21 protein-coding genes and 1 tRNA gene are annotated in these 20,767 nt (G+C 66.1%); 13 read left to right on the forward strand and 9 right to left on the reverse strand.

The window, feature by feature from the left end; all coding sequences use genetic code 11:
* Positions 1-10 precede the first annotated feature (10 nt).
* From B5520_RS08510 to B5520_RS08520, 3 genes are all read right to left on the reverse strand, one after another.
* The gene (locus B5520_RS08510; RefSeq protein ID WP_079596640.1) at positions 11-2,260 is read right to left on the reverse strand and encodes an RNA degradosome polyphosphate kinase; all 2,250 of its coding nucleotides are present in this window, start codon (positions 2,258-2,260) and stop codon (positions 11-13) included.
* Between the two features lie 116 nt (positions 2,261-2,376).
* Positions 2,377-3,360, reverse strand: coding sequence for a mycothiol synthase (mshD, locus tag B5520_RS08515; RefSeq protein WP_079596641.1), 984 nt, complete (start codon positions 3,358-3,360; stop codon positions 2,377-2,379).
* 33 nt (positions 3,361-3,393) lie between these two features.
* Positions 3,394-4,092, reverse strand: coding sequence for a winged helix-turn-helix transcriptional regulator (locus tag B5520_RS08520; RefSeq protein WP_079596642.1), 699 nt, complete (start codon positions 4,090-4,092; stop codon positions 3,394-3,396).
* A gap of 340 nt (positions 4,093-4,432) precedes the next feature.
* Here B5520_RS08520 and B5520_RS08525 point away from each other — a divergent pair, with 340 nt between their 5' ends.
* The 6 genes from B5520_RS08525 (at position 4,433) to B5520_RS08550 (ending at position 9,860) form a co-directional block, all read left to right on the forward strand.
* Positions 4,433-5,200, forward strand: coding sequence for a permease (locus B5520_RS08525; protein WP_079596643.1), 768 nt, complete (start codon positions 4,433-4,435; stop codon positions 5,198-5,200).
* A 169-nt stretch (positions 5,201-5,369) separates the two neighbouring features.
* Positions 5,370-5,978, forward strand: coding sequence for an FABP family protein (locus B5520_RS08530; RefSeq protein WP_079596644.1), 609 nt, complete (start codon positions 5,370-5,372; stop codon positions 5,976-5,978).
* Positions 5,979-5,996: 18 nt separating this feature from the next.
* Positions 5,997-6,725 carry a flavodoxin family protein gene (locus tag B5520_RS08535; protein ID WP_079596645.1) on the forward strand — a complete coding sequence of 243 codons (729 nt, stop codon included), beginning with the start codon at positions 5,997-5,999 and terminating at the stop codon, positions 6,723-6,725.
* A gap of 82 nt (positions 6,726-6,807) precedes the next feature.
* The gene (locus B5520_RS08540; protein WP_176156822.1) at positions 6,808-7,890 is read left to right on the forward strand and encodes a CAF17-like 4Fe-4S cluster assembly/insertion protein YgfZ; all 1,083 of its coding nucleotides are present in this window, start codon (positions 6,808-6,810) and stop codon (positions 7,888-7,890) included.
* Positions 7,890-8,294 (forward strand): ankyrin repeat domain-containing protein, encoded by a 405-nt coding sequence (locus B5520_RS08545; RefSeq protein WP_079596647.1) that lies wholly within the window; start codon positions 7,890-7,892, stop codon positions 8,292-8,294. The genes B5520_RS08540 and B5520_RS08545 overlap by 1 nt, the downstream gene beginning before the upstream one ends.
* Before the next feature lie 48 nt (positions 8,295-8,342).
* Entirely contained in the window at positions 8,343-9,860 is a 1,518-nt protein-coding gene (locus tag B5520_RS08550) for a DHA2 family efflux MFS transporter permease subunit (RefSeq protein WP_079596648.1), read from the forward strand.
* Here B5520_RS08550 and B5520_RS08555 read toward each other — a convergent pair.
* The 5 genes from B5520_RS08555 to B5520_RS08575 all read right to left on the reverse strand — a co-directional run bounded on the left by B5520_RS08555 (position 9,822) and on the right by B5520_RS08575 (position 13,959).
* Positions 9,822-10,538 carry a GNAT family N-acetyltransferase gene (locus B5520_RS08555; protein WP_079596649.1) on the reverse strand — a complete coding sequence of 239 codons (717 nt, stop codon included), beginning with the start codon at positions 10,536-10,538 and terminating at the stop codon, positions 9,822-9,824. The genes B5520_RS08550 and B5520_RS08555 overlap by 39 nt on opposite strands.
* 45 nt (positions 10,539-10,583) lie before the next feature.
* On the reverse strand, positions 10,584-11,609 hold the full coding sequence (locus B5520_RS08560; protein ID WP_079596650.1) for an ATP-dependent 6-phosphofructokinase: 1,026 nt from the start codon (positions 11,607-11,609) through the stop codon (positions 10,584-10,586).
* A 228-nt stretch (positions 11,610-11,837) separates the two neighbouring features.
* Entirely contained in the window at positions 11,838-12,095 is a 258-nt protein-coding gene (locus B5520_RS08565) for a PspC domain-containing protein (RefSeq protein ID WP_079596651.1), read from the reverse strand.
* A 3-nt stretch (positions 12,096-12,098) separates the two neighbouring features.
* On the reverse strand, positions 12,099-12,395 hold the full coding sequence (locus B5520_RS08570) for a hypothetical protein (RefSeq protein ID WP_079596652.1): 297 nt from the start codon (positions 12,393-12,395) through the stop codon (positions 12,099-12,101).
* A gap of 1 nt (position 12,396) precedes the next feature.
* Positions 12,397-13,959 carry a PspC domain-containing protein gene (locus B5520_RS08575; protein WP_079596653.1) on the reverse strand — a complete coding sequence of 521 codons (1,563 nt, stop codon included), beginning with the start codon at positions 13,957-13,959 and terminating at the stop codon, positions 12,397-12,399.
* A gap of 124 nt (positions 13,960-14,083) precedes the next feature.
* Between B5520_RS08575 and B5520_RS08580 the strand changes: the two genes are divergently transcribed.
* On the forward strand, positions 14,084-15,520 hold the full coding sequence (locus tag B5520_RS08580) for an ATP-binding protein (RefSeq protein ID WP_079596654.1): 1,437 nt from the start codon (positions 14,084-14,086) through the stop codon (positions 15,518-15,520).
* Positions 15,517-16,200 carry a LuxR C-terminal-related transcriptional regulator gene (locus tag B5520_RS08585; RefSeq protein WP_079596655.1) on the forward strand — a complete coding sequence of 228 codons (684 nt, stop codon included), beginning with the start codon at positions 15,517-15,519 and terminating at the stop codon, positions 16,198-16,200. Before B5520_RS08580 ends, B5520_RS08585 begins: the two co-directional genes overlap by 4 nt.
* Before the next feature lie 167 nt (positions 16,201-16,367).
* Here the strand turns inward: B5520_RS08585 and B5520_RS08590 are convergent, their stop codons facing one another.
* Positions 16,368-17,585, reverse strand: a complete 1,218-nt coding sequence (locus tag B5520_RS08590; RefSeq protein WP_079596656.1) for a pyridoxal phosphate-dependent aminotransferase — start codon at positions 17,583-17,585, stop codon at positions 16,368-16,370.
* Positions 17,586-17,860: 275 nt separating this feature from the next.
* Between B5520_RS08590 and B5520_RS08595 the strand changes: the two genes are divergently transcribed.
* The 5 genes from B5520_RS08595 to rplA all read left to right on the forward strand — a co-directional run bounded on the left by B5520_RS08595 (position 17,861) and on the right by rplA (position 20,685).
* A tRNA-Trp gene (locus B5520_RS08595) sits at positions 17,861-17,933 on the forward strand.
* 82 nt (positions 17,934-18,015) lie between these two features.
* Positions 18,016-18,300: a preprotein translocase subunit SecE gene (secE, locus tag B5520_RS08600; RefSeq protein ID WP_079596657.1), complete on the forward strand. Its 285-nt coding sequence runs from the start codon at positions 18,016-18,018 to the stop codon at positions 18,298-18,300.
* A gap of 114 nt (positions 18,301-18,414) precedes the next feature.
* Entirely contained in the window at positions 18,415-19,236 is an 822-nt protein-coding gene (gene nusG / locus B5520_RS08605) for a transcription termination/antitermination protein NusG (RefSeq protein WP_079596658.1), read from the forward strand.
* A gap of 128 nt (positions 19,237-19,364) precedes the next feature.
* Complete coding sequence (rplK, locus tag B5520_RS08610) at positions 19,365-19,796, forward strand: 50S ribosomal protein L11 (RefSeq protein ID WP_003803853.1); 432 nt, start codon at positions 19,365-19,367, stop codon at positions 19,794-19,796.
* Positions 19,797-19,977: 181 nt separating this feature from the next.
* Positions 19,978-20,685: a 50S ribosomal protein L1 gene (rplA, locus tag B5520_RS08615; RefSeq protein ID WP_079596659.1), complete on the forward strand. Its 708-nt coding sequence runs from the start codon at positions 19,978-19,980 to the stop codon at positions 20,683-20,685.
* Positions 20,686-20,767 lie beyond the last annotated feature (82 nt).

A 20,767-nucleotide genomic window follows, 5' to 3' on the forward strand; every position in this document is an offset into this window, starting at 1 on the left:
ACAGCTGCCCTTAACGCCGGCTCAGGCTGCGCTGCCGGGGCCGGGACGCCAGCAGCCACGACTGGACGTCCTCAAGCGGCTTGCCGTCTTCCGCCAGGTGGTGCCGGCTCCATGCTCCCTCGTTGTCCAGGTGCCAGCTGGCGGTTTCGGGAGCCATGTAGCGCTTAAGCAGGTCAAGGACATAGGCGATGTCGTCGGCGCTCGCCAGCTGGACCAGGGCCTCCACCCGGCGGTCCAGGTTGCGGTGCATCATGTCCGCGGAGCCGATGTACACCACTGGGTCACCGCCGTTGGCGAAGGCGAACACCCGGGAGTGCTCCAGGAACCTGCCCAGGATGGAACGGACCGTGATGTTTTCGCTGAGGCCGGGAACGCCGGGGCGCAGCGAGCAGATGCCGCGCACCACCACGTCCACCTTCACACCCGCCTGCGAGGCACGGTACAGCGAATCGATGATGGCCTCATCCACCATGGAGTTCACCTTGATCTGCACCCGCCCGGGCACCCCGGCACGGGCATTGCGGATCTCCGTCTCGATCCGGTCAATCAGCCCGGACCGCACCGAACGCGGCGCAACGAGCAGCCTCTTGAACGTGGACTTCGGGGCATAGCCGGAGAGCTGGTTGAACAGCTTGGACAGGTCCTCGCCCACCTGCTCGTTGGCGGTCAGGAGGCCCAGGTCCTCGTAGTACCGGGCCGTGCGGGGGTGGTAGTTGCCGGTTCCGATGTGGCAGTACCGGCGCAGTCCGTCCACTTCCTGGCGGACCACCAGGGACAGCTTGCAGTGCGTCTTGAGGCCCACGATGCCGTAGACCACATGCACGCCGGCCTGCTCAAGCTTGCGGGCCCAGGAGATGTTCGCCTGCTCATCGAACCGCGCCTTGATTTCCACCAGCGCGAGGACCTGCTTGCCGGCCTCGGCTGCATCAATCAGGGCGTCAACGATGGGCGAGTCGCCCGAGGTGCGGTACAGGGTCTGCTTGATGGCCTGCACCTTGGGGTCCGCGGCGGCCTGCTCAAGAAACGCCTGGACAGAGGTGGAGAACGAGTCGTAAGGGTGGTGCAGAAGGATGTCGCGGCGGCGCATGGCGGCGAAGACGTTCGCAGCCTTCGACGTCTCGGACTCGTTAAGGTACCGGGACGTGTGCGGAACATGCTTGGGGTAGTGCAGGTCCGCCCGGTCGATGCCGGCGATGACGGACAGGCCCCGGAGGTCCAGCGGCGCGGGCACCGAGTACACCTCGGATTCCTCCACGCCCAGCTCGCGGATCAGGAGTGCACGGATATTGGGGTTGATGTCGTTGGTGACCTCGAGCCGCACGGGCGGGCCGAAGCGGCGGCGCAGGAGTTCCTTCTCGAGCGCCTGCAGGAGGTTTTCGGCGTCGTCCTCTTCCACCTCCACATCCTCGTTCCGGGTGACACGGAAGGTGTGGTGCTCCAGGACCTCCATGCCCGGGAACAGCTTGTCCAGATGGACGGCAATGACTTCCTCAAGCGCGATGAAGCGGGCAACGCGGCCTGCGACCGCGCCGGCGCGGGGACCGTCAATGGAGATCAGGCGCGGCAGCTGGTCCGGTACCTTGACGCGTGCAAAGAGTTCTTTGTCGCTGATGGGGTTCCGGACCACGACGGCCAGGTTCAGTGAGAGGCCCGAGATGTAAGGGAAGGGGTGGGCCGGGTCCACCGCCAGCGGCGTGAGGATGGGGAACACCTTCTCGGCGAACATCACGCTGAGCTGCTGCTTGGCGGCGTCGTCCAGCTCATCCCAGTGCATGAGGTGGATGTGCTCATAGGCCAGGGCCGGGCGGATCTGCTCCGCGTACACCTGCGCATGCCGCTGCTGGAGCCGGTGGGCTTCCTCGCTGATCCTTTCCAGCACCTCAACCGGACTCAGGCCGGCGGGTGAGGGAACGGCAAGGCCCGTGGCGATGCGGCGCTTCAGGCCGGCCACCCGGACCATAAAAAACTCGTCCAGGTTGGAGGCAAAGATGGAGAGGAAACTGACACGTTCCAAGAGGTGCAGGGTGGGGTCTTCGGCAAGTTCCAGGACCCGGGAATTGAAGCTGAGCCAGCTCAGTTCACGGTCCAGGAAGCGGTCCGGCCGGATGTCGCCTTCGGGTTGAAGGTTCGGCGCGAACTCCGGAATGTCGATGCGGTCCTGGGTGGCGCGGGACGCCGGCACCTCCGAGGAACCGAAGCGGGCGCGCACTGGTACAGCCACATCCTGGGACGTAGCTGTTCCGGAAGGTTCCGGGTTCATGGCATCTCCTTTACCTGGCGCTTGATGCTGGCGCTTCCGGCCCGCGGGGTTCTGTTTCAACCTTACAAGCATTCAGTTCGCGCAAGCCCTCGATTTCGGGCCTCCCGGCCCGTGTGTCAGCCGATTGGACTAACCGCTGCCACCGGCCCGTACATCACGTCCATGTCCCACCGGGTGAACCCCAGCCGGCGGTACAGGGAAACGGCCGGGGCGTTCTCTGCATCGGTGTACAGCATGACCGCGTGCAGCCCCAGATCCTGGAGGTGTTTGATGCCCGCAATCGTGAGGGCTTTGCCAAGACCCATGCCCTGGGCCTCCGGCGCCACACCCACCACGTAAACCTCGCCAATGGCGGGGTGCGAACCGTGCCGCGGGTGCACCTTGGTCCAGTGGAAGCCCAGCAGCCGCCCATCACGGTCCTCAGCGAGGAGGAAGCCGGCCGGGTCGAACCATTCCTCGGCCATGCGGGCTTCCAAATCCGCCCGGGTCAGGTTGCCCTGCTCCGGGTGGTGCGAAAATGCCGCGCGGTTCACTGCCAGCCAGGCGTCCTCATCCTGCCCCGGCACAAAAGCCCGGACGGAAACACCCTCCGGAAAACCGGCGTCGGGAAGATCGGCGCCCGCGGTCGTCATGCGCATCTTCCACAGTTCGCGCACGGGCGCGTAGCCGTAGCGGGCGGCAAGGTCTGCGGCGGCCTCGTGGTTTCCGTGGGACCAGGCTTTCAGCCCGTCAAAGCCCCGCGTTTCCTTCAACACGCCCACCAGGCGGTCCGCGACGCCCTGGTTGCGGTAGGAGGGGTGTACGGCAATCTCCAGGATTCCGCTGCCGTCCTGTTCGTCGACCACCGCGGCGAAGCCGGCCAGGTCCTGCCCGGTGGAGGGGTCGGAGTCCTCATCGGGGGCGTACAGCGCCAGGGTCAGCAGCGCGTGCTCGGCTGAATCTCCGGCGCGCATCGTGACCAGGGTCTGCTCCGAGATGGACGGATTCCCGTCGGACTCTTCGGCCGCAGCCAGCAGGTCGCGGCAGTCTTTCAGGAGCTGCTGGTCAACCCCGCCTCGGACAACATGGACGGGCCACTTCTCAGGGTGCGCTGAAGTCATGAGGCAAGGCTATACGGGTTGGCGCCGCGGGGCTCAGGCTTCGGTGAGCTCGTCTTCCTGCTGCCGCACCAGCGTCAGCCGGTAGCCCACGTTGCGGACAGTGCTGATCAGGTTCTCGTGGTCCACGCCCAGCTTGGCGCGAAGGCGCCGGACATGGACGTCCACCGTGCGCGTGCCACCGTAGTAGTCGTAGCCCCACACCTCGGTGAGCAGCTGCTGGCGGGTGAAAACGCGGCCGGGGTGCTGGGCCAGGTACTTCAGTAGTTCAAACTCCTTGAAGGTCAGGTTCAGCGGGGCTCCGTTGACGCGGGCGGTGTAGCTTGCCTCATCGATGACCACGCCGGCGGCACGGATTTCGCTGGGGGTGTCTTCCTGTTCGGGCACCGCCCGGGCGACAGAGAGCCGGATGCGGGCTTCCACTTCGGCGGGGCCGGCTGAATCCAGCACGATGTCATCCACTGCCCAGGCGGAGGAGACGGCGGCCATGCCGCCCTCCGTGAGGATCAGCACCAGCGGGGCGCTCAGCCCTGTGGCTTTGAGGAGCTGGGTGAGGGAACGCGCCCCCACGAGGTCTTTCCGGGCGTCCAGCAGCACGATGTCGCAGGGATCCGTCTCGAGCAGGGCCGTGGGCTCGGCGGGGAGGATGTGCACCCGGTGGTTCAGCAGTTCCAAGGCAGGCAGGATGTCAACCGAAGAGCCGGTGCTGTTCGTCAATAACAGGATGTGCGACATTGTTCCTCCAAGGGCCGTCCGCGCATCGTTGGGCGACTAAAACCGGATTCTCACCGGCCGGTACTGGCTCCCACCGTGGACGTGAGGCCGGCAAAAACAACTGCCGGCCCGCCATCCCCGCAGGGAGTTTAGCTGAACCTTGAGTATACCCGGCACCCCCTTCTGAGCCAGAGATTCCCGCCCCGCAACGGTACGTTTTGCGACATATCCCGTTCATATAGGGCAGGATTGGGGCAGGGCGGCATGCCCTGCCACGAAGGGGCGGACTCCGCCCTCGGTCTACGCCAGGATGGGATTGCAGCGCAGTGAGTGCAGAGACTAAGCACAGGCCGGGCTCCGAATGACGGCAGATCTGCAGGCGCCCGCGCGTTCGCTCGGCTCCTGGACCATCGGGCTGGTGGGAATAGCCGGACTCGCAGCGATCATCGCCGGGGTCTACACCTCCCGCGAGGCCCTGGTGGCCGTCGCCGTCCTGATCGCCGCCGCCGTCGGCATCGGCTGGCCGCACTTCCTCCGCATCCCCGCCAAAAAAACGCTAGCCGCCGTCATTGCCCTGCCGGGCGCTGGCTCGGCGCTCGCCGCAGCTCTGGCTCCGGCTCCGGGGTACCTGGACTGGACGCCGGGGTTCCTGGCGCTGGGAATGATGGCGGTTTTTGTTGTGCAGCTGATCCGCGGAACCGGGCAGGCGCAGCGGCTCGAATCAACCCTCGGCTGCTGCGTGGGGGTCCTGCTGTCCTGCCTGGGAGCGGGATGGATAGCCGGAGCGCGCCTTGACGGTATCCGGGAGATGCTCCTGGTGGCGGCCATCAGCGCAGCGGTGGCCCTGCTCGCGGGGCTGATCCGGTGGCCGGACAGCGTAGTGGCACCTTTGGGCATCGTCCTGGCCGGGCTGGCAGGACCGCTGGCCGGGCTGGTGCTTTCGGACATCGCCGTCCTCCCTGCCGCCATTTTCGGCGTGGTGGTGGGCGCTGTGCTGGCCAGCTTCCGCCGCCTGGTCACCCTCCGGGGTGCTCCCCTTAACATTCCCGCGGCCCTTGCCATGGGCCTGGCGCCTGTTTCAGCCGTGGGTTCCCTTGCTTACTTCATAGACAAACTACTCATCTACTAACGGTTAGGATGGCATCATGTCCGTACTTGCATTTGAAATCTTCTTCCTTGTCCTGCTCGGCATCGCGAGCCTGTCCATGGCCTGGTTCGCAGGCTTCGTGGTGTACCGCCTCTTCAAAGGCCAGAAGTAGACCGCTCTCCAGCTACCTGTAATCCCGAGGTAAATAGCTGTGCCCATTGAGATCCCTACAGACCTGACCCCGGAACTTGTTCCGCTTTCCTGGCTCATTGGTGAGTGGGAGGGCCGCGGCCGGCTCGGCAGCGGAGACGAGGACTCTGAGCATTTCCTGCAGCACGTCTCGTTTACGCACAACGGCCTGCCGTACCTCCAGTACCGTGCCGAGAGCTGGTTGACGGACGACGACGGCACGCGCCTGCGGCCGCTCACCGTCGAGACCGGTTTCTGGGCACTGGAGCGCAAACAGTTGGATGCCGACGGTGGCCCGGGCCTGGTGCCTGCGGACATCGTGCCGGTGCTGAAGAGCGCCGACGAGGTCGAAGCCCTGCGCAACAGCGAAGGCGGCTTCGACATCTCGGTGTCCATCGCCCACCCCGGAGGTATCACTGAGCTGTACTACGGCCAGATCAAGGGTCCGCAGATCCAGCTCACCACCGACATGGTGATGCGCGGCAGCCACTCCAAGGACTACAGCGCGGCTACCCGCATCTTCGGCCTGGTGGACGGGAACCTGTTGTGGCGCTGGGATGTCGCGACAGGGGGAGAAGGAGGCAAGGGCCTGGAAGCGCATGCCTCAGCCTTCCTGAAAAGAGTTACCTGACCCGGAAGGCGCGGCACCGTGGAAAAAGACGCAGCACAAAGCCCCAAGGACTACAGCGACCTCAAGGCTGTCTTTTTCAACGGCACCCTGAAAAGATCCCCGCAGACCTCCAACACGGACGGCCTGATCAACATCAGCCGCCTGATCATGGAAAAGCAGGGCGTCACAACCCGGGTGATTCGCACAGTGGACCACGACATCGCCAGCGGCGTGTACCCGGACATGACCCAGTACGGCTGGCAGACCGATGAATGGCCACAGCTCTACCCGGCCGTCCAGGAAGCGGACATCGTGGTGGTGGCTGGAGCCATCTGGCTCGGCGACAATTCCTCGCAGACCAAAAAACTCATCGAACGCCTCTACGCCCACTCCGGCGAACTCAACAGCAAGGGCCAGTGGGCGTTCTACCCTAAAGTGGGCGGCTGCCTGATCACCGGCAACGAGGACGGCATCAAGCACTGCTCCATGAACGTGCTCTACAGCCTGCAGCACATCGGCTTCAGCATCCCGCCGCAGGCCGACGCCGGCTGGATCGGGCCGGTGGGCCCCGGCCCCAGCTACCTGGACGAGGGGTCCGGGGGGCCCGAAAGCGACTTCACCAACCGCAACGCCACCTTCATGACCTGGAACCTCCTGCACCTGGCCCGCATACTCAAGGACGCCGGCGGGCTGCCGGCCTACGGCAACCTGCCCAACGAATGGGCCGCCGGAACCCGGTTCGATTTCGAAAACCCGGAATACCGATAACTGCTGCCGGTGGTTGAGCCTGTCGAAACCCCGCCATTGCCAAAGCCGGAATACCCACTGACTGAAGGACGTTGCCCCAAGTATGACTATCCCCAGCCCTCTGTTGTCGCGCCCTGGTGCCGTTGAGGCCGCCGGCGCGGACGCCGGCGTCGCCTCCCACTACGGCGAGCCCCTGCGCGAGCAACGGGCACTCGCAGCCGGAACCGCCGTCGTCGACCTTTCCCACCGCGGCGTGGTCACCGTCAGCGGCCCGGACCGGCTGAGCTGGCTAAATACCCTGTCCTCCCAGCAGGTCACCAACCTGGCGCCGGGGGAGTCCAGCGAACTGCTGCTCCTGAGCGTGCAGGGCCGCATCGACTTCGACGCCCGGGTGGTGGACGACGGCGGGACCACCTGGCTGATCGTCGAGGCCGCCGAAGCAGCGCCGCTGGCGGAGTTCCTCAACAGGATGAAGTTCATGCTGCGGGTGGAGGTGGCTGACGTTTCGAACGACTGGGCCGTGGTGGGCAGCACCAAGGCCGTTCCCGAATGGTCCGGCCTGCTGGCCTGGCAGGACCCGTGGCCGCATGTCAGCGCCGGTGGCTTTTCCTACGCCACCGTCTCCGAGGAACGCCACCCCGGCCTGGAGCGGCCCTGGTTCGAATACCTCGTTCCCTCGTCCGCCCTGGAAGAGACGGTTGCCGGGCGGCCGCTTGCCGGCGTCCTGGCCGCCGAGGCGCTCCGCGTCGCGGCCTGGCGTCCCCGCATCGGCGCGGAAACGGACGACAAGACCATTCCGCACGAGCTGGACCTGCTCCGCACGGCAGTGCACCTGGCCAAGGGCTGCTACAAGGGGCAGGAAACCATCGCCCGCGTCCACAACCTGGGGCACCCGCCGCGGCGCCTCGTCTTCCTGCAGCTGGACGGATCGCAGCACACCATGCCCGCCGCCGGAAGCGCGGTCCTGGTGGGCGACCGCAAGGTGGGCGCCGTCACATCCGTGGCCCAGCACTACGAAATGGGCCCGGTGGCCCTGGCGGTCATAAAGCGTTCCGTCGCTTCGGATGAGATACTGACGGTCCTGGACGGGGACGAGCCGTACACCGCCAGCCAAGAACTCATCGTCGCCCCCGACGCCGGCCAGGTGGTGGGGCGCCAGACCGGATTCCTCAGGGGGCCACGCTGATGACTGACAACGCCGCACCAACGGCAGGGCCCGACGACGACGCCGTCGCCCTCGCGCACACGCTCTTCCAGGGGGCCAGGGAAGGCAACACGGAGCTGCTCCGCGCCTATCTCGAAGCGGGGGCCCCGGCCAACATGACCAACGCCGCGGGGGATTCCCTCCTGATGCTCGCCGCCTACCACGGCCACGTGGACACGGTGCAGCTGATCCTGCAGCATGGCGCCGAAGCCGATACGGCCAACGACCGGGGGCAGACGCCCCTTGCCGGAGCCGCGTTCAAGGGCTACACGGACGTGGCCCGGGTGCTGCTCGATGCCGGTGCTGATCCTGACGCCGGGTCGCCGTCCGCACGGGCGGCGGCACAGATGTTCGCCCGCCAGGAGATCCTCGACCTCCTGGGCTAGCCTTTCCCGGGTCCGCCCGGCAGCCGACGACTTTTGAAGGATGACCGAGTGGAAAACGTAGCAAAGCCCTGGCCGGCCCTGTGGTCACTGGTGATCGGGTTCTTCATGATCCTGATCGACAGCACCATCGTGTCCGTCGCAAATCCGGTGATCATGGAGGGCCTGGGCGCGGACATCAACTCGGTGATCTGGGTGACCAGCGCATACCTGCTGGCGTACGCGGTTCCGCTGCTGATCACCGGCAGGCTCGGCGACCGGTTCGGGCCCAAGAAGCTCTACCTCCTGGGCCTGGTGGTGTTCACCCTGGCATCGCTGTGGTGTGGTCTTGCCGGAAACGTGGAGACCCTCATCGCCGCCCGCGTCCTGCAGGGCCTCGGCGCGGCCATCATGACACCGCAGACCATGGCTGTCATCACGCGGATCTTCCCGCCGGACCGGCGCGGCGCGGCGATGTCCATCTGGGGTGCCACCGCCGGCATGGCGACGCTCGTCGGGCCCATTCTGGGCGGCGTCCTGGTGGACGGGCTGGGCTGGGAGTGGATCTTCTTCATTAACGTGCCCATCGGCATCGTCGGCTTCCTCCTGGCGCTTCGCAACGTTCCCACCCTGAGCACCCACCCGCACAGGTTCGATATCCCCGGCGTGGTGCTCAGCGCCGTCGGGCTGTTCCTGCTGGTGTTCGGCATCCAGGAAGGCGAGACCTACAACTGGGGCATCATCGCCGGGCCGGTCAGCGTCTGGGGCCTCATCATCGCGGGCCTGGTGGTGCTGACGGGCTTTGTGGTGTGGCAGCGGTTCAACAAGGGCGAACCCCTGCTGCCGCTGGGGCTGTTCCGGGACCGGAACTTCTCCCTCGCCAACCTCGGGATCACCATGGTGGGCTTCACCGTGACTTCGTTCGGCCTGCCGCTGATTTTCTACTACCAGATGGTCCGGGGCCTGACTCCCACGCAGTCTGCCCTCCTGATGGTGCCCATGGCCCTCATCTCGGGAGGCCTGGCGCCGGTGGTGGGAAAGATCGTGGACCGGGTCAACCCCAAGTACCTCGCGGCCGGAGGCCTTGTCCTCATGGCAGTGGCCTTGTCCTGGAACGCCCTGCTGATGCAGCCCGGGACGCCCATCCTGCTGTTCCTGCTGCCCAGCGCCGTCCTGGGCTTCGCCAACGCCGGGATCTGGGCTCCGCTGAGCACCACAGCCACCCGCAACCTTCCGCCACGCCAGGCCGGTGCAGGCTCCGGCGTCTACAACACCACCCGGCAGTTCGGTGCGGTGCTGGGCAGCGCGGCCATCGCCGTGCTGATCCAGGCACGGCTGGCGGCCGAGCTTCCCGCGGGAGGACCTGGCGGACCTGCCGGTGAGGGCATGGCATTGGGCGGGACACTGCCCGAGGCCCTGCACAGCGGATTCTCGACGGCGATGAGCCAGTCCATCCTGCTGCCCGCCGCGGTGGTCCTGGTGGGCGCGGCGGTGGCGCTGTTCTTCGCCAAACCCCAGCCGGTCCAGGGCTGGGGTGCCGGTGCGCCGGCGTCAGCCAAGGTGGACGCTGGTCTGGATTCCGCCGGCTGACAGGCCCAGCTTCCGGGCCAAAGCCAGGGAGCCTGTGTTGCTCACGTCCGTGCGCCACTGCAGGGTCAGCCCTGCGGCAAGCGCCTCGTGGGCTGCAATGGATGCAGCCAGGGACCCCAGCCCCTGCCGCCGCCACTCCGGGTCCACCAGGACGCCAAGGTGCGCCAGCAGTCCTTCCCACTCGGAGTACGCGCCGCAGGCAAGGGGAACCCGCCGTCCGTCCACCTCGTGGACGATGGTGTAGCGGTTCTCCAAGTCTGAGAGGCCCACCTCGTTGACGTCGTCCGGCGGGCACCGGCCCTCCAGCTCAATGGCCTCGGGGTTGCCGTGCGAAACGGTCATCTCCTCGGACGGCTGCTGCAGGGGCAGGTCGTCGGCAAAGAAGAGGGCAGCAGCCCCCAGGCCGTGCCCGCCATGGGACCGGGTGAGGGTCAGAAGCGTGACATGCTGCGCCATCTCCTCATCCGGGATGCGGTCCGCCGCGTCGATGACCCACTGCGGCCCGATGAGCGCTGAACTGCCAAACAGCCGCACGAACTCCACGGTCCGCGCCGACTCGTCCGCCCGCACAATGCGTTCTCCGGAGGCCAGCGCAGTGCTGAAAGCGTCATCCGCAAGCCCCAGGCGGCGCGCCCATGCGAGCTGGATGATGGCAGCAGAACCGGGGTCAAGTGTCATGTTCCCAGCCTAGGACGGGCAGGAACCCCAACCGAACAGGACACCTTAGCCGAACAGGACGGCGGCTTCGTCGTAGCGCTTCTGCGGGACGGTCTTGAGCTGGCCCAGGGCTTCCTGGAAGCCGACGTGTTCGATGTCCGTTCCCTTCAGGGCCACCATGGTGCCCCAGAAGCCTTCCACCACGGAGTCGATGGCGGCCATGCCGAGCCGGGTGGCCAGGACGCGGTCGAAGGCGGATGGTACGCCGCCGCGCTGGATGTGGCCCAGGATGGTGGCGCGGGTTTCGATGCCGGTGCGGGCTTCCAGTTCGGGGGCGAGCTGGTCGGCGATGCCGCCCAGGCGGGGCCGGCCGAAGGTGTCCAGGCCGCGTTCGGAGTGCGGGGTTTCCATGTGCTCGGGCACGAACCCTTCGGCGACGACCACCAGGGGTGCGCGGCCGCGGGCGTGGGCTTCATTTACCCATTCGGTGATTTGGTCGATGCTGACCTTTTGCTCCGGGATGAGGATGGCGTGGGCGCCGGCGGCCATGCCGGCGTGCAGGGCGATCCAGCCTACGTGCCGGCCCATGACTTCGGCGATCATGCAGCGGTGGTGGGATTCGCCGGTGGTGCGGAGCCGGTCGATGGCTTCGGTGGCGATCTGGACGGCGGTGTCGAAGCCGAAGGTGTAGTCGGTGGCGTCGAGGTCGTTGTCCACGGTCTTGGGGACGCCGACGATTTTCAGTCCGGCGTCGGTGAGGCGTTTGGCGGCGGCGAGGGTTCCTTCACCGCCGATGGCGATGATCGCGTCGATGCCCAGGCGTTCCATGTGGGCTTTGATGACCTCGGGGCCGCCGCCGTTGTCGAAGGGGTTGGTGCGGGAGGTGCCAAGGATGGTGCCGCCCTGTTTGGCGATGCCGCGGACCATGGTGCGGGGGATGTCGATGATGTCGCCCTCCACCACGCCGCGCCAGCCGTCGAGGAATCCGACGAACTCGTGGCCGTGGATGGCGATGCCCTTGAGTACGGCGCCGCGGATGACCGCGTTCAGTCCGGGGCAGTCGCCACCGCTGGTGAGGATTCCAATTTTCATGTTTCGGCTCAAATCCTGGGAGAGGGTTTACTGGCAGAGCGCCACGCTGAGCTCACCTAGAAGTGTAGTGCGATGTGTGGGGTACGACACAAACCGGTTACAAAAGGCCGCGTTCCATGGCGACCACCACTGCCCTTGTCCTGTCGTCCACATCGAGTTTGTTGAAGACCCGCTGCACACAAACCAGCGGCCCCGCCCGGGAGGGGCGGGGCCGCTGGGGTGACGACGTCAGGGACGGTTCAGTGACCGCCGGTCCAGGAATTCCTGGAGCGGGATGACGTTCCGCTGGTCCGGAAGGACCACCCATGCCAGGAGGTAGAAGATGACGGCCGGGCCGGGGAGGAGGCAGAACAGGAGGAAAGCGATGCGGACGTAGGCCACATCCACGTTCAGCTTGGCAGCGATGCCGCCGAGGACCCCGCCGAGCCAGCGCTGCGGGCCGCGTTTCAGGCCGAAGCCCCTGACGATGCTGAAAAACTTGTCCATGGCCTAAGACTTCCCTGTTGTAGGTTCGTTGTCACGTTTGCGGGCGGAGAGCACGCCGCCCACCACCAGGGCGGCGCCCGCTCCGATCATGAGGCCGATCAGGACATAGGTGCCGTTCAAGGTCACGAATCCCAGCTGGGCCACGATGATGAGCGCGGCGAGCGCCAGGACGATCAGTCCCCACACCACCGTTCCCACCCTCGCAGGTGCCGGGCCGGCAGGGTCCGTGGCCGCCGTCGGGATGTCCGCAGAGTAGGTGCCCGCTGCATGCGGCTCCGGAGCCGGATTGTTGTTGCTCATTTCAGTTGCCTTCCTGAATGGTGACGTTGCTGAAGGTGCCGTCGATCTGGACCACCAGGCGGCTGCCGGGCTCGTCGGTGTTGTAGCTGCTTTCGCGGGTGGTGGTGCCGCCCCGCTGCCCGTTGACCTCGTTGAGGTTTCCCATGGTCATGTCCGCCTTGATATCGACCGGCACGTTGTCCGGGATGACCACTGTGACGTTGCTCGCCGTGATGTCCAGGGGAATGACGACGTCGGACGGCAGCGGAGCGTTGACGGCCAGGTTGGTGAGGTCCACCGTTCCCCGGCCGGCGGTGACGTCGAAGCCGTCGCGGGCCTCAGCGATGCTGGCCGGGCTCCAGTTCACCTGCTGGAACCGCACCCGGTCACCGTTGCCCACCACGTTGTACACGCCGCCGGCGATGAGGGCAATCACTGCGAACAGGCTGAGGATTCCTGCGCTCCGGCCACGCATTCCGGCGATGAGGATCCCCAGGCCAAGGACGGCGGCGGCGCTGGCCCAGACGATGGCATTCGCGGAGTCGCCCAGGTTGATCACGTTGCCGGCGTCAAGGGCCTTGAGTCCGCCGCCTACCAGAAGGGCTGCCCCCGCTGCGATGGCAACGGCCGGAGTGCCGGGACCTGCGGGCCGGGGCTTTGGTGGCCGAGGCGGGGTGGTACCGCCATAAGGGGCTCCGCCGGTGGGACCGCCGGGATAGGAACCGCTGCTGCCGCCGCCTCCGACGGTGCCGTCACCGAAGGAGCTGCCGCCGTATCCGCCGCCGTAGGACGGCATGGAACCCGAGGCTGGATTGGTGCCGTAGCTTGTGCCGGTCGCGGCAAAGGATGACGTGGAGGCTGTTCCGGGATAGCCCGCATCGTACGTGCTGCCGTACGTGCCGCCGTACGCGCCGCCCCGCTGCTGTCCTGCCATGGCGGGCCGGGCGCCCTTGTTGCGCTGGGAGAGGTAGTAGACCAGGTAAATGGCGCCGCCCACCCAGAACACGGTCCAGAGGAATCCGCCGAAGCCGTTGTGGCTCCAGCCCCAGAATCCGCCGCCCAGGCCCGTGAGTCCCAGGATCGTGGCGATCAGCGAACCGGTCATGCCGGTGGACCAGCGGCCGGCTCCGGCTTCCTGCACATGGATTCGTCCGTCCGGTTCGGGAAGGAAGGCCCAGGCAAGCCCGTAGGCCAGGACGCCGACGCCCGCGAAGAGCGTGAGGACAATAAAGACGCCGCGGATGATGAGCGGATCGACGCCCAGCCGGTTGGCGATACCGCTGGAAACGCCGCCCACCCAGCGGTCGCTGCCGCGGTGGATTCCGTGGCCCCGGACCCAGGTGAAGAAGTCCGTTGAAGGGGCAGCGGCGGGGACGCCGTAGCGGGGGCCGGGGTAGCTCTGGCCGGCGCTGTCCTGGCTGGTGTTGTTCGGAGCGGTGTCGTCCGGGGTCGCCTCGGATGAAGCGGACGGGTCCGGAGGTGTTGGTGCGGAGGACGGCAGGGGCTCGGTGGGCCGCTGGCTGCCCGGCCTGGGCAGGGGCTCGGTGGGTTGGTCGTCGTCGGGGGAGGGGGTCTGCGAGTTCATACCTAAATCCTCCCGTTAGGCCTGCGCGGGCTCTACTGGGGGACACCCTGAGCTATCCCTGAGTTACCCCCGGTTGGCACCGGATTGCGGTCCGGGGAACCCTGATCCGTGCTTGGATTGAACCATGACAACCGTCCCCGCAAGGCCCCCGTTGGCCCGCAGCAGCGACCGCGTGATAGCCGGCGTGTGCTCGGGCCTGGCGGTGCATTTGGGTTGGCCGGTAAAAAACGTCAGGGTTGGCATGGCCCTCGCAACCCTCGCCGGTGGTGCCGGCCTGGTCTTCTATGCCTGGCTGTGGATCATGGTTCCCACCGCAGATGAGGCAGCGCGGCGCAGCGCCCGCCGCCCGGCGTCGCCCATTGCTCCTGCCGTAAGCCAGCCGCCGCCTTCCGGACCCCAGCCGCCTGCACCCGCAGGCGGGTACGTGGGCCTGCCCACAAAGGGCGCCGCCACTGCCGGTTTCCCGGGCACAGCAGGCGCCCCTCCGGTCTTAGGAACACCGCCGCTGGACGCCGGCGCACCCGGTGGCGGCCCAGCCGCGTCCGCCGAGGCTCCGGCCCCGCCCTGGTTCCGGGTCCGCAGCATGAGGTACGGCAAAGAGATCCTGCTGGGCAGCGGACTCCTGCTGGTGGCGGGAATCATGATCGCCCAGCTCCTGGGCGTGGACGTTCCCCTCGGAACCCTCATCCCGGCAGCCGCCGTCCTGGGCGGCGCCTCCATCGCCTGGATGCAGCTCGATGAAACCCGCCGTGCCGGCCTTGTAGACAAAACCAAGGCAGACCAGGCAGGCGGCTGGGCGCGCCTGGCGGCCGGCCTGGCGCTGGTGGTGGCCGGCGTGCTGGTGATGGTGTCCGGATCGGGATCATGGGAGCAGACCTGGCTTGCCCTGTTGGCCTCGGTGGCTGTCCTGGGCGGCGTGGTCCTGGTCCTCCTTCCGTGGGCACTGAAATTCTGGCGGGACCTGGAGTCCGAGCGCGCCGGCCGGATCCGGGAAACGGAACGGGCTGAGATCGCCGCCCACCTCCACGATTCCGTCCTGCAGACGCTGGCCCTGATCCAGCGGCGCGCCGGCAACGAGCACGACGTCGTCCGGCTGGCGCGGGCGCAGGAGCGTGAGCTGCGCGGCTGGCTGTTCCAGGATCCCGGCCGGGAAGCCGGGCAGCTCTCGGACAGGATCAAGGCAGTGGCCGCAGAGGTGGAGGACCTCCTGGGCAACGCGGTGGAAGTGGTCAGCGTGGGCGATGCCGCCATGACCGAAGCGCACGAGGCACTGGTCCAGGCCAGCCGCGAAGCGATGCTCAACGCATCGCGGCATGGCGGTGGAACCGTCTCCGTCTACCTCGAGGCATCGGACGCGCAGACGGAAATCTTCATCAAGGACAGGGGCCCCGGCTTTGAGCTTTCGGATGTGCCCGAGGACCGGCTGGGCGTGCGGGAATCGATCATCGGCAGGATGAAACGGCACGGCGGCACGGCCACCATTCTCAACACCGGGAGCGGGACCGAAGTCCGATTGCGGCTGCAGGCGGCGGGGACGGACAACGTGGAAGGGAAATCATGAACGCGAACCAGGGGGCGGCAGTAAGCCGCCCGGCAAACTCCGTCCGCGTGGTCATTGTGGACGACCATGCCATTTTCCGATCCGGGCTGAAGGCTGACCTGGACGCCAGCATCCAGGTGGTGGGTGAGGCCGCCACCGTGGAGCAGGCCATCGCCGTCATCGCCGAGCAGCGCCCCGACGTCGTGCTGCTGGATGTGCACCTTCCGGGCGGCCTGGGCGGCGGGGGCCGGGAGGTCATCGCGGGATCCGCCCCACTGCTGGGGTCCACGCGGTTCCTTGCCCTCAGCGTTTCCGACGCTGCCGAGGATGTTGTGGCCGTCATCCGTGCCGGTGCCCGCGGCTACGTCACCAAGACCATTTCCGGCGCCGAGATCACCGACGCCGTGTTCCGGGTGGCCGGCGGGGACGCCGTCTTCTCGCCCCGGCTCGCCGGGTTTGTCCTGGACGCCTTCGGCACCGCACCGGCGGACATCGCGGACGACGAACTGGACAAGCTCTCGGCCCGGGAACTGGAGGTCATGCGCCTCATCGCCCGCGGCTACAGCTACAAGGAAGTGGCCAAGGAACTGTTCATCAGCATCAAGACCGTGGAGACCCACGTCTCCGCCGTGCTGCGGAAGCTGCAGCTCTCCAGCCGGCACGAACTCACCAAGTGGGCCGCCGAACGCCGCCTCCTCTAGGACGCTCTCTCACCTCCTGCGCATAAAACCCAAACGCCCCATCACCTCCTGCGCCTTAAACCCAAACGCTCCATCACCTTTGGCGCCTTAAACCAAAACGCTCTATCACTCTCCTGAGGAGAGGGATAGAGCGTTTGGGTTTTACCTGCGAAAGGTGAGAGAGCGTCCTACTGGGCCTTGCCCAGGAAGTCCTGCAGGCGCTGCACGCCGGTGGCGAGGTCCTCGTCACCCAGTGCGTAGGACAGGCGCAGGTAACCGGACGGGCCGAACGCCTCGCCGGGAACAACTGCCACCTCAACCTCGTCCAGGATCAGCGCCGCAAGCTCGGCCGACGTCTGAGGGTTGGCCGTACCAGCCGCCGTCGGGAATTCCTTGCCCAGGAGCCCCCGGACGTCCGCGTAGACGTAGAAGGCGCCCTTCGGCGTCGGGCATTCCACGCCTTCGATGGCGTTCAGGCCGGCAACGATGGCCTTGCGGCGGCGGTCGAAGGCCACCTTCATTTCGTCGACGGCGGTCAGCGGCCCGGACACGGCGGCGAGGGCCGCGATCTGCGGGATGTTGGACACGTTGGACGTGGCGTGAGACTGCAGGTTGGTGGCGGCCTTGATGACGTCGGCCGGGCCGATCATCCAGCCCACGCGCCAGCCGGTCATCGCGTACGTCTTGGCGACGCCGTTGAGGATGACCACCTTGTCGCCCAGCTCAGGGGCGGCGGTGGCGATCGAGGTGAAGGGAACACCGTCGTACGTCAGGTGCTCGTAGATCTCGTCCGTGACCACCCAGAGGCCCTTTGCCGCCGCCCACTTGCCGATTTCCGCCACCTGCTCGGGGGAGTAGACAGAGCCGGTGGGGTTCGACGGCGAGACGAAGAGCAGGATCTTGGTCCGGTCCGTGACGGCTGCTTCAAGCTGCTCCACGGTCACCAGGTAGTCCTGCTCCGGGCCGGCGAACACCTCGACGGGCACGCCGCCGGCGAGCCGGATGGCCTCCGGGTACGTGGTCCAGAAAGGGGTGGGGACGATGACTTCGTCGCCCGGGTCCACCAGGGTGGCGAAGGTGTTGTAGACGGCCTGCTTGCCGCCGTTGGTGACCAGCACCTGGGAAGGGTCGACGGCGTAGCCCGAGTCCCGCAGCGTCTTCTCCGCGATGGCCTTCTTCAGCTCGGGGAGCCCGCCGGCGGGGGAGTAACGGTGGTACTTCGGCTGGGTGGCGGCGCCGATGGCTGCCTGCACGATGTAGTCCGGGGTGGGGAAGTCGGGCTCGCCCGCCCCGAACCCAATAACCGGCCGGCCAGCTGCCTTCAGCGCCTTCGCCTTGGCGTCAACGGCAAGGGTGGCGGATTCGGCAATAGCGGATATGCGTTGGGAAACGCGGGCGGCAGACATGGCAGGTCCGTTCTTCGCTTGCAGCCAGGAGGCTGGAATGTGGGATTCGACGAGTTCTACTCTATGCTGTTCACCGGACCCTCCGGGTTGCCGGTTTTGAAATGTGACTGCCTTGCAGGGCGGCTCAAACAGGCTCGCGGAAGGGCCGGAACAGTCTCGTTTTACGAACGCGCAGTTCTTGCGTAGACTGGTTCACCGGTGTTGAAAACACGGATGATGACGTGCGCCCCAGTGCAAGCTGGCTGTTCGTCGTCGGAGAGTGACATTCACTCCATAGGGTAGTGGCGCAATTGGTAGCGCAGCGGTCTCCAAAACCGCAGGTTGCAGGTTCGAGTCCTGTCTGCCCTGCGCAAGCTGCCCCGGGCGAAAATCCGGGGCAAGCGCAGCAACCATGGTTCTGATCAGGGCCGGGTAATCCAACATTGCAAAGATGAGCGAGGACCAGGTGACCGAAACAGCTGCCAGCAGCTCCAAGGGCCGGCCAGCTAAGAAGGACGCCAAGGCAAACTTCTTCGCCCGCATTGCACTCTTTATCCGCCAGATCATCGGCGAACTGAAGAAGGTTGTTGCACCAACCCGCAAGGAACTGATCAATTACACGCTCGTGGTGCTGGTGTTCGTGGCCATCATGATGGTCATCGTCAGCCTGCTGGACATCGGTTTTGGAACCGCTGTCAGCTGGATCTTCGGCGGGACCGGCTCCACGGACAGCTAAGGCTGCAGGGTCCGCAGGCTGCGTGTTCCATCCGGGAAAACCGGAGGGAACAGTGGCGTGCGGAATTGCGCCATTTAAATAGGCATGTTAGGCAATGAGGAAGCAGGAGACCAAGTGTCTGAGCAGGAGCTCGAGGTAACCGAGACTGAGCTGGAAGAGTCCGCGGACATCACGGCAGAAGCCGGTGACGAGTCTGAGGTTGAGTCCTCCGCGCCCGAATCCGACGACGCCGACTCTGACGACGCCGACTTCGACGACGCTGCCGAGGCGGAAGGGGACGCCGCTTCCGGCGAGTCCACGGACGCCCTCGCCGCTGCAGCCGCCACCGCGGCCGCGGACCCAGCTGAGGAATTCAAGGCCAAGCTGCGCCGCCAGGAGGGTGACTGGTACGTCATCCACTCCTACGCCGGCTACGAGAACCGCGTGAAGGCCAACCTGGAAACCCGCATCCAGACCCTGGACATGGAAGATTACATCTTCGAAATCCAGGTGCCCATGGAAGAGGTCGTTGAGATCAAGAACGCCCAGCGCAAGGTCATCAACCGCGTCCGCATTCCCGGCTACGTCCTGGTCCGCATGGACCTGACCGACGCTTCCTGGGGTGCTGTCCGCCACACCCCCGGCGTCACTGGCTTCGTGGGCAACGCCCACAACCCCGTGCCGCTGCGCCTGGACGAGGTCTTCTCCATGCTGGCTCCAGTCTTCGAAGAAGAGCAGGCCGAGAAGGGCAAGCCGGTCAACAAGCAGAACCAGGCCCCCGTGGACGTGGACTTCGAAGTTGGCGAGTCCGTCATCGTCAAGGAAGGTCCCTTCGAGACCCTTCCCGCCACCATCTCCGAGATCAAGGTTGAATCCCAGACCCTCGTGGTCCTGGTTTCCATCTTCGAGCGCGAAACGCCGGTCACCCTGGCGTTCAACCAGGTCACCAAGATCTGATTTCCCAAGAATTCGTCCCGGCGCTGCCCGCTTAGCAGCACCGGAACGGCCGGCCGCCTCGCCATGGCGGCCAAAAACCTGAGGCACGCTCCTGTGTCCCAGGACGTTATTGAGAGAAGGACCCTACATTGGCTCCCAAGAAGAAGGTCACCGGCCTCATCAAGCTGCAGATCCAGGCAGGTGCCGCTAACCCGGCTCCGCCGATCGGTCCTGCGCTTGGCCAGCACGGTGTCAACATCATGGAATTCTGCAAGGCGTACAACGCTGCGACGGAAGCCCAGCGCGGAAACGTCATCCCCGTGGAAATCACGGTCTACGAGGACCGTTCCTTCACGTTCATCACCAAGACCCCGCCGGCTGCAGAGCTCATCAAGAAGGCTGCAGGCGTTGCCAAGGGTTCGGCTACCCCGCACACCGTCAAGGTTGCCAAGCTGACCCAGGCCCAGGTCAACGAGATCGCCTCCACCAAGATGGAAGACCTCAACGCCACCAGCCTCGAAGGCGCAGCGAAGATCATCGCCGGCACCGCCCGCTCCATGGGCATCACGGTCGAGGGCTAGTAACCCCCGCAGCCTTCCGGGCGTCGGGCAATTGACGACGACGGGCGGCACCGCCGGGAAACCGGCGCCATCGAAACATTGAAATGTCGGGCATCCGGGCCGGATAACGAACCGGACCACCGACTGTGGCAGGGCCCAGCGCGGTCCGCAGACCACAACTGCACAAGGAGAAATAAGCAGCATGGCAAAGCGCAGCAAAGCATATGAGGCAGCAGCCGCCAAGATCGACGCGGAGAAGTTCTACGCGCCGTTCGAGGCAGTAACGCTCGCCAAGGACACCAACCCGTCCAAGTTCGACGCCACCGTTGAGGTTGCATTCCGCCTCGGCGTCGATCCCCGTAAGGCTGACCAGATGGTCCGCGGCACGGTCAACCTGCCCCACGGCACCGGTAAGACTGCCCGCGTCCTGGTTTTCGCCACGGGTGACAGGGCTGAAGCAGCAATCGCTGCCGGCGCCGACTTCGTTGGTTCCGATGACCTGATCGAAAAGATCGCCGGCGGCTGGACCGACTTCGACGCCGCCGTTGCCACCCCTGACCTCATGGGCAAGGTTGGCCGCCTCGGTAAGGTCCTGGGTCCCCGTAACCTGATGCCGAACCCGAAGACGGGCACCGTGACCCCCGACGTCACCAAGGCCGTCAACGACATCAAGGGTGGAAAGATCGACTTCCGCGTCGACAAGCACTCCAACCTGCACTTCATCATCGGCAAGGTTTCGTTCGACGCCGTCAAGCTGGCCGAGAACTACGCCGCAGCACTGGAAGAGGTGCTTCGCCTGAAGCCTTCCGCTTCCAAGGGCCGCTACATCCAGAAGGCCACGGTTGCCACCACCTTTGGTCCCGGCATCTCCGTTGATCCCAACGTCACCAAGGTTCTGACCGAGGCGTAAGTCCTCGAAGTTCCTCTTCCGGATCCGTCCGGAATTACAAAAACCGCCCGGCGCCTGCGCCGGGCGGTTTTTGCTTAACTTG

Source organism: Arthrobacter sp. P2b, from assembly GCF_900168295.1.
In the GTDB taxonomy this organism is placed as follows: Bacteria; Actinomycetota; Actinomycetes; order Actinomycetales; family Micrococcaceae; genus Arthrobacter.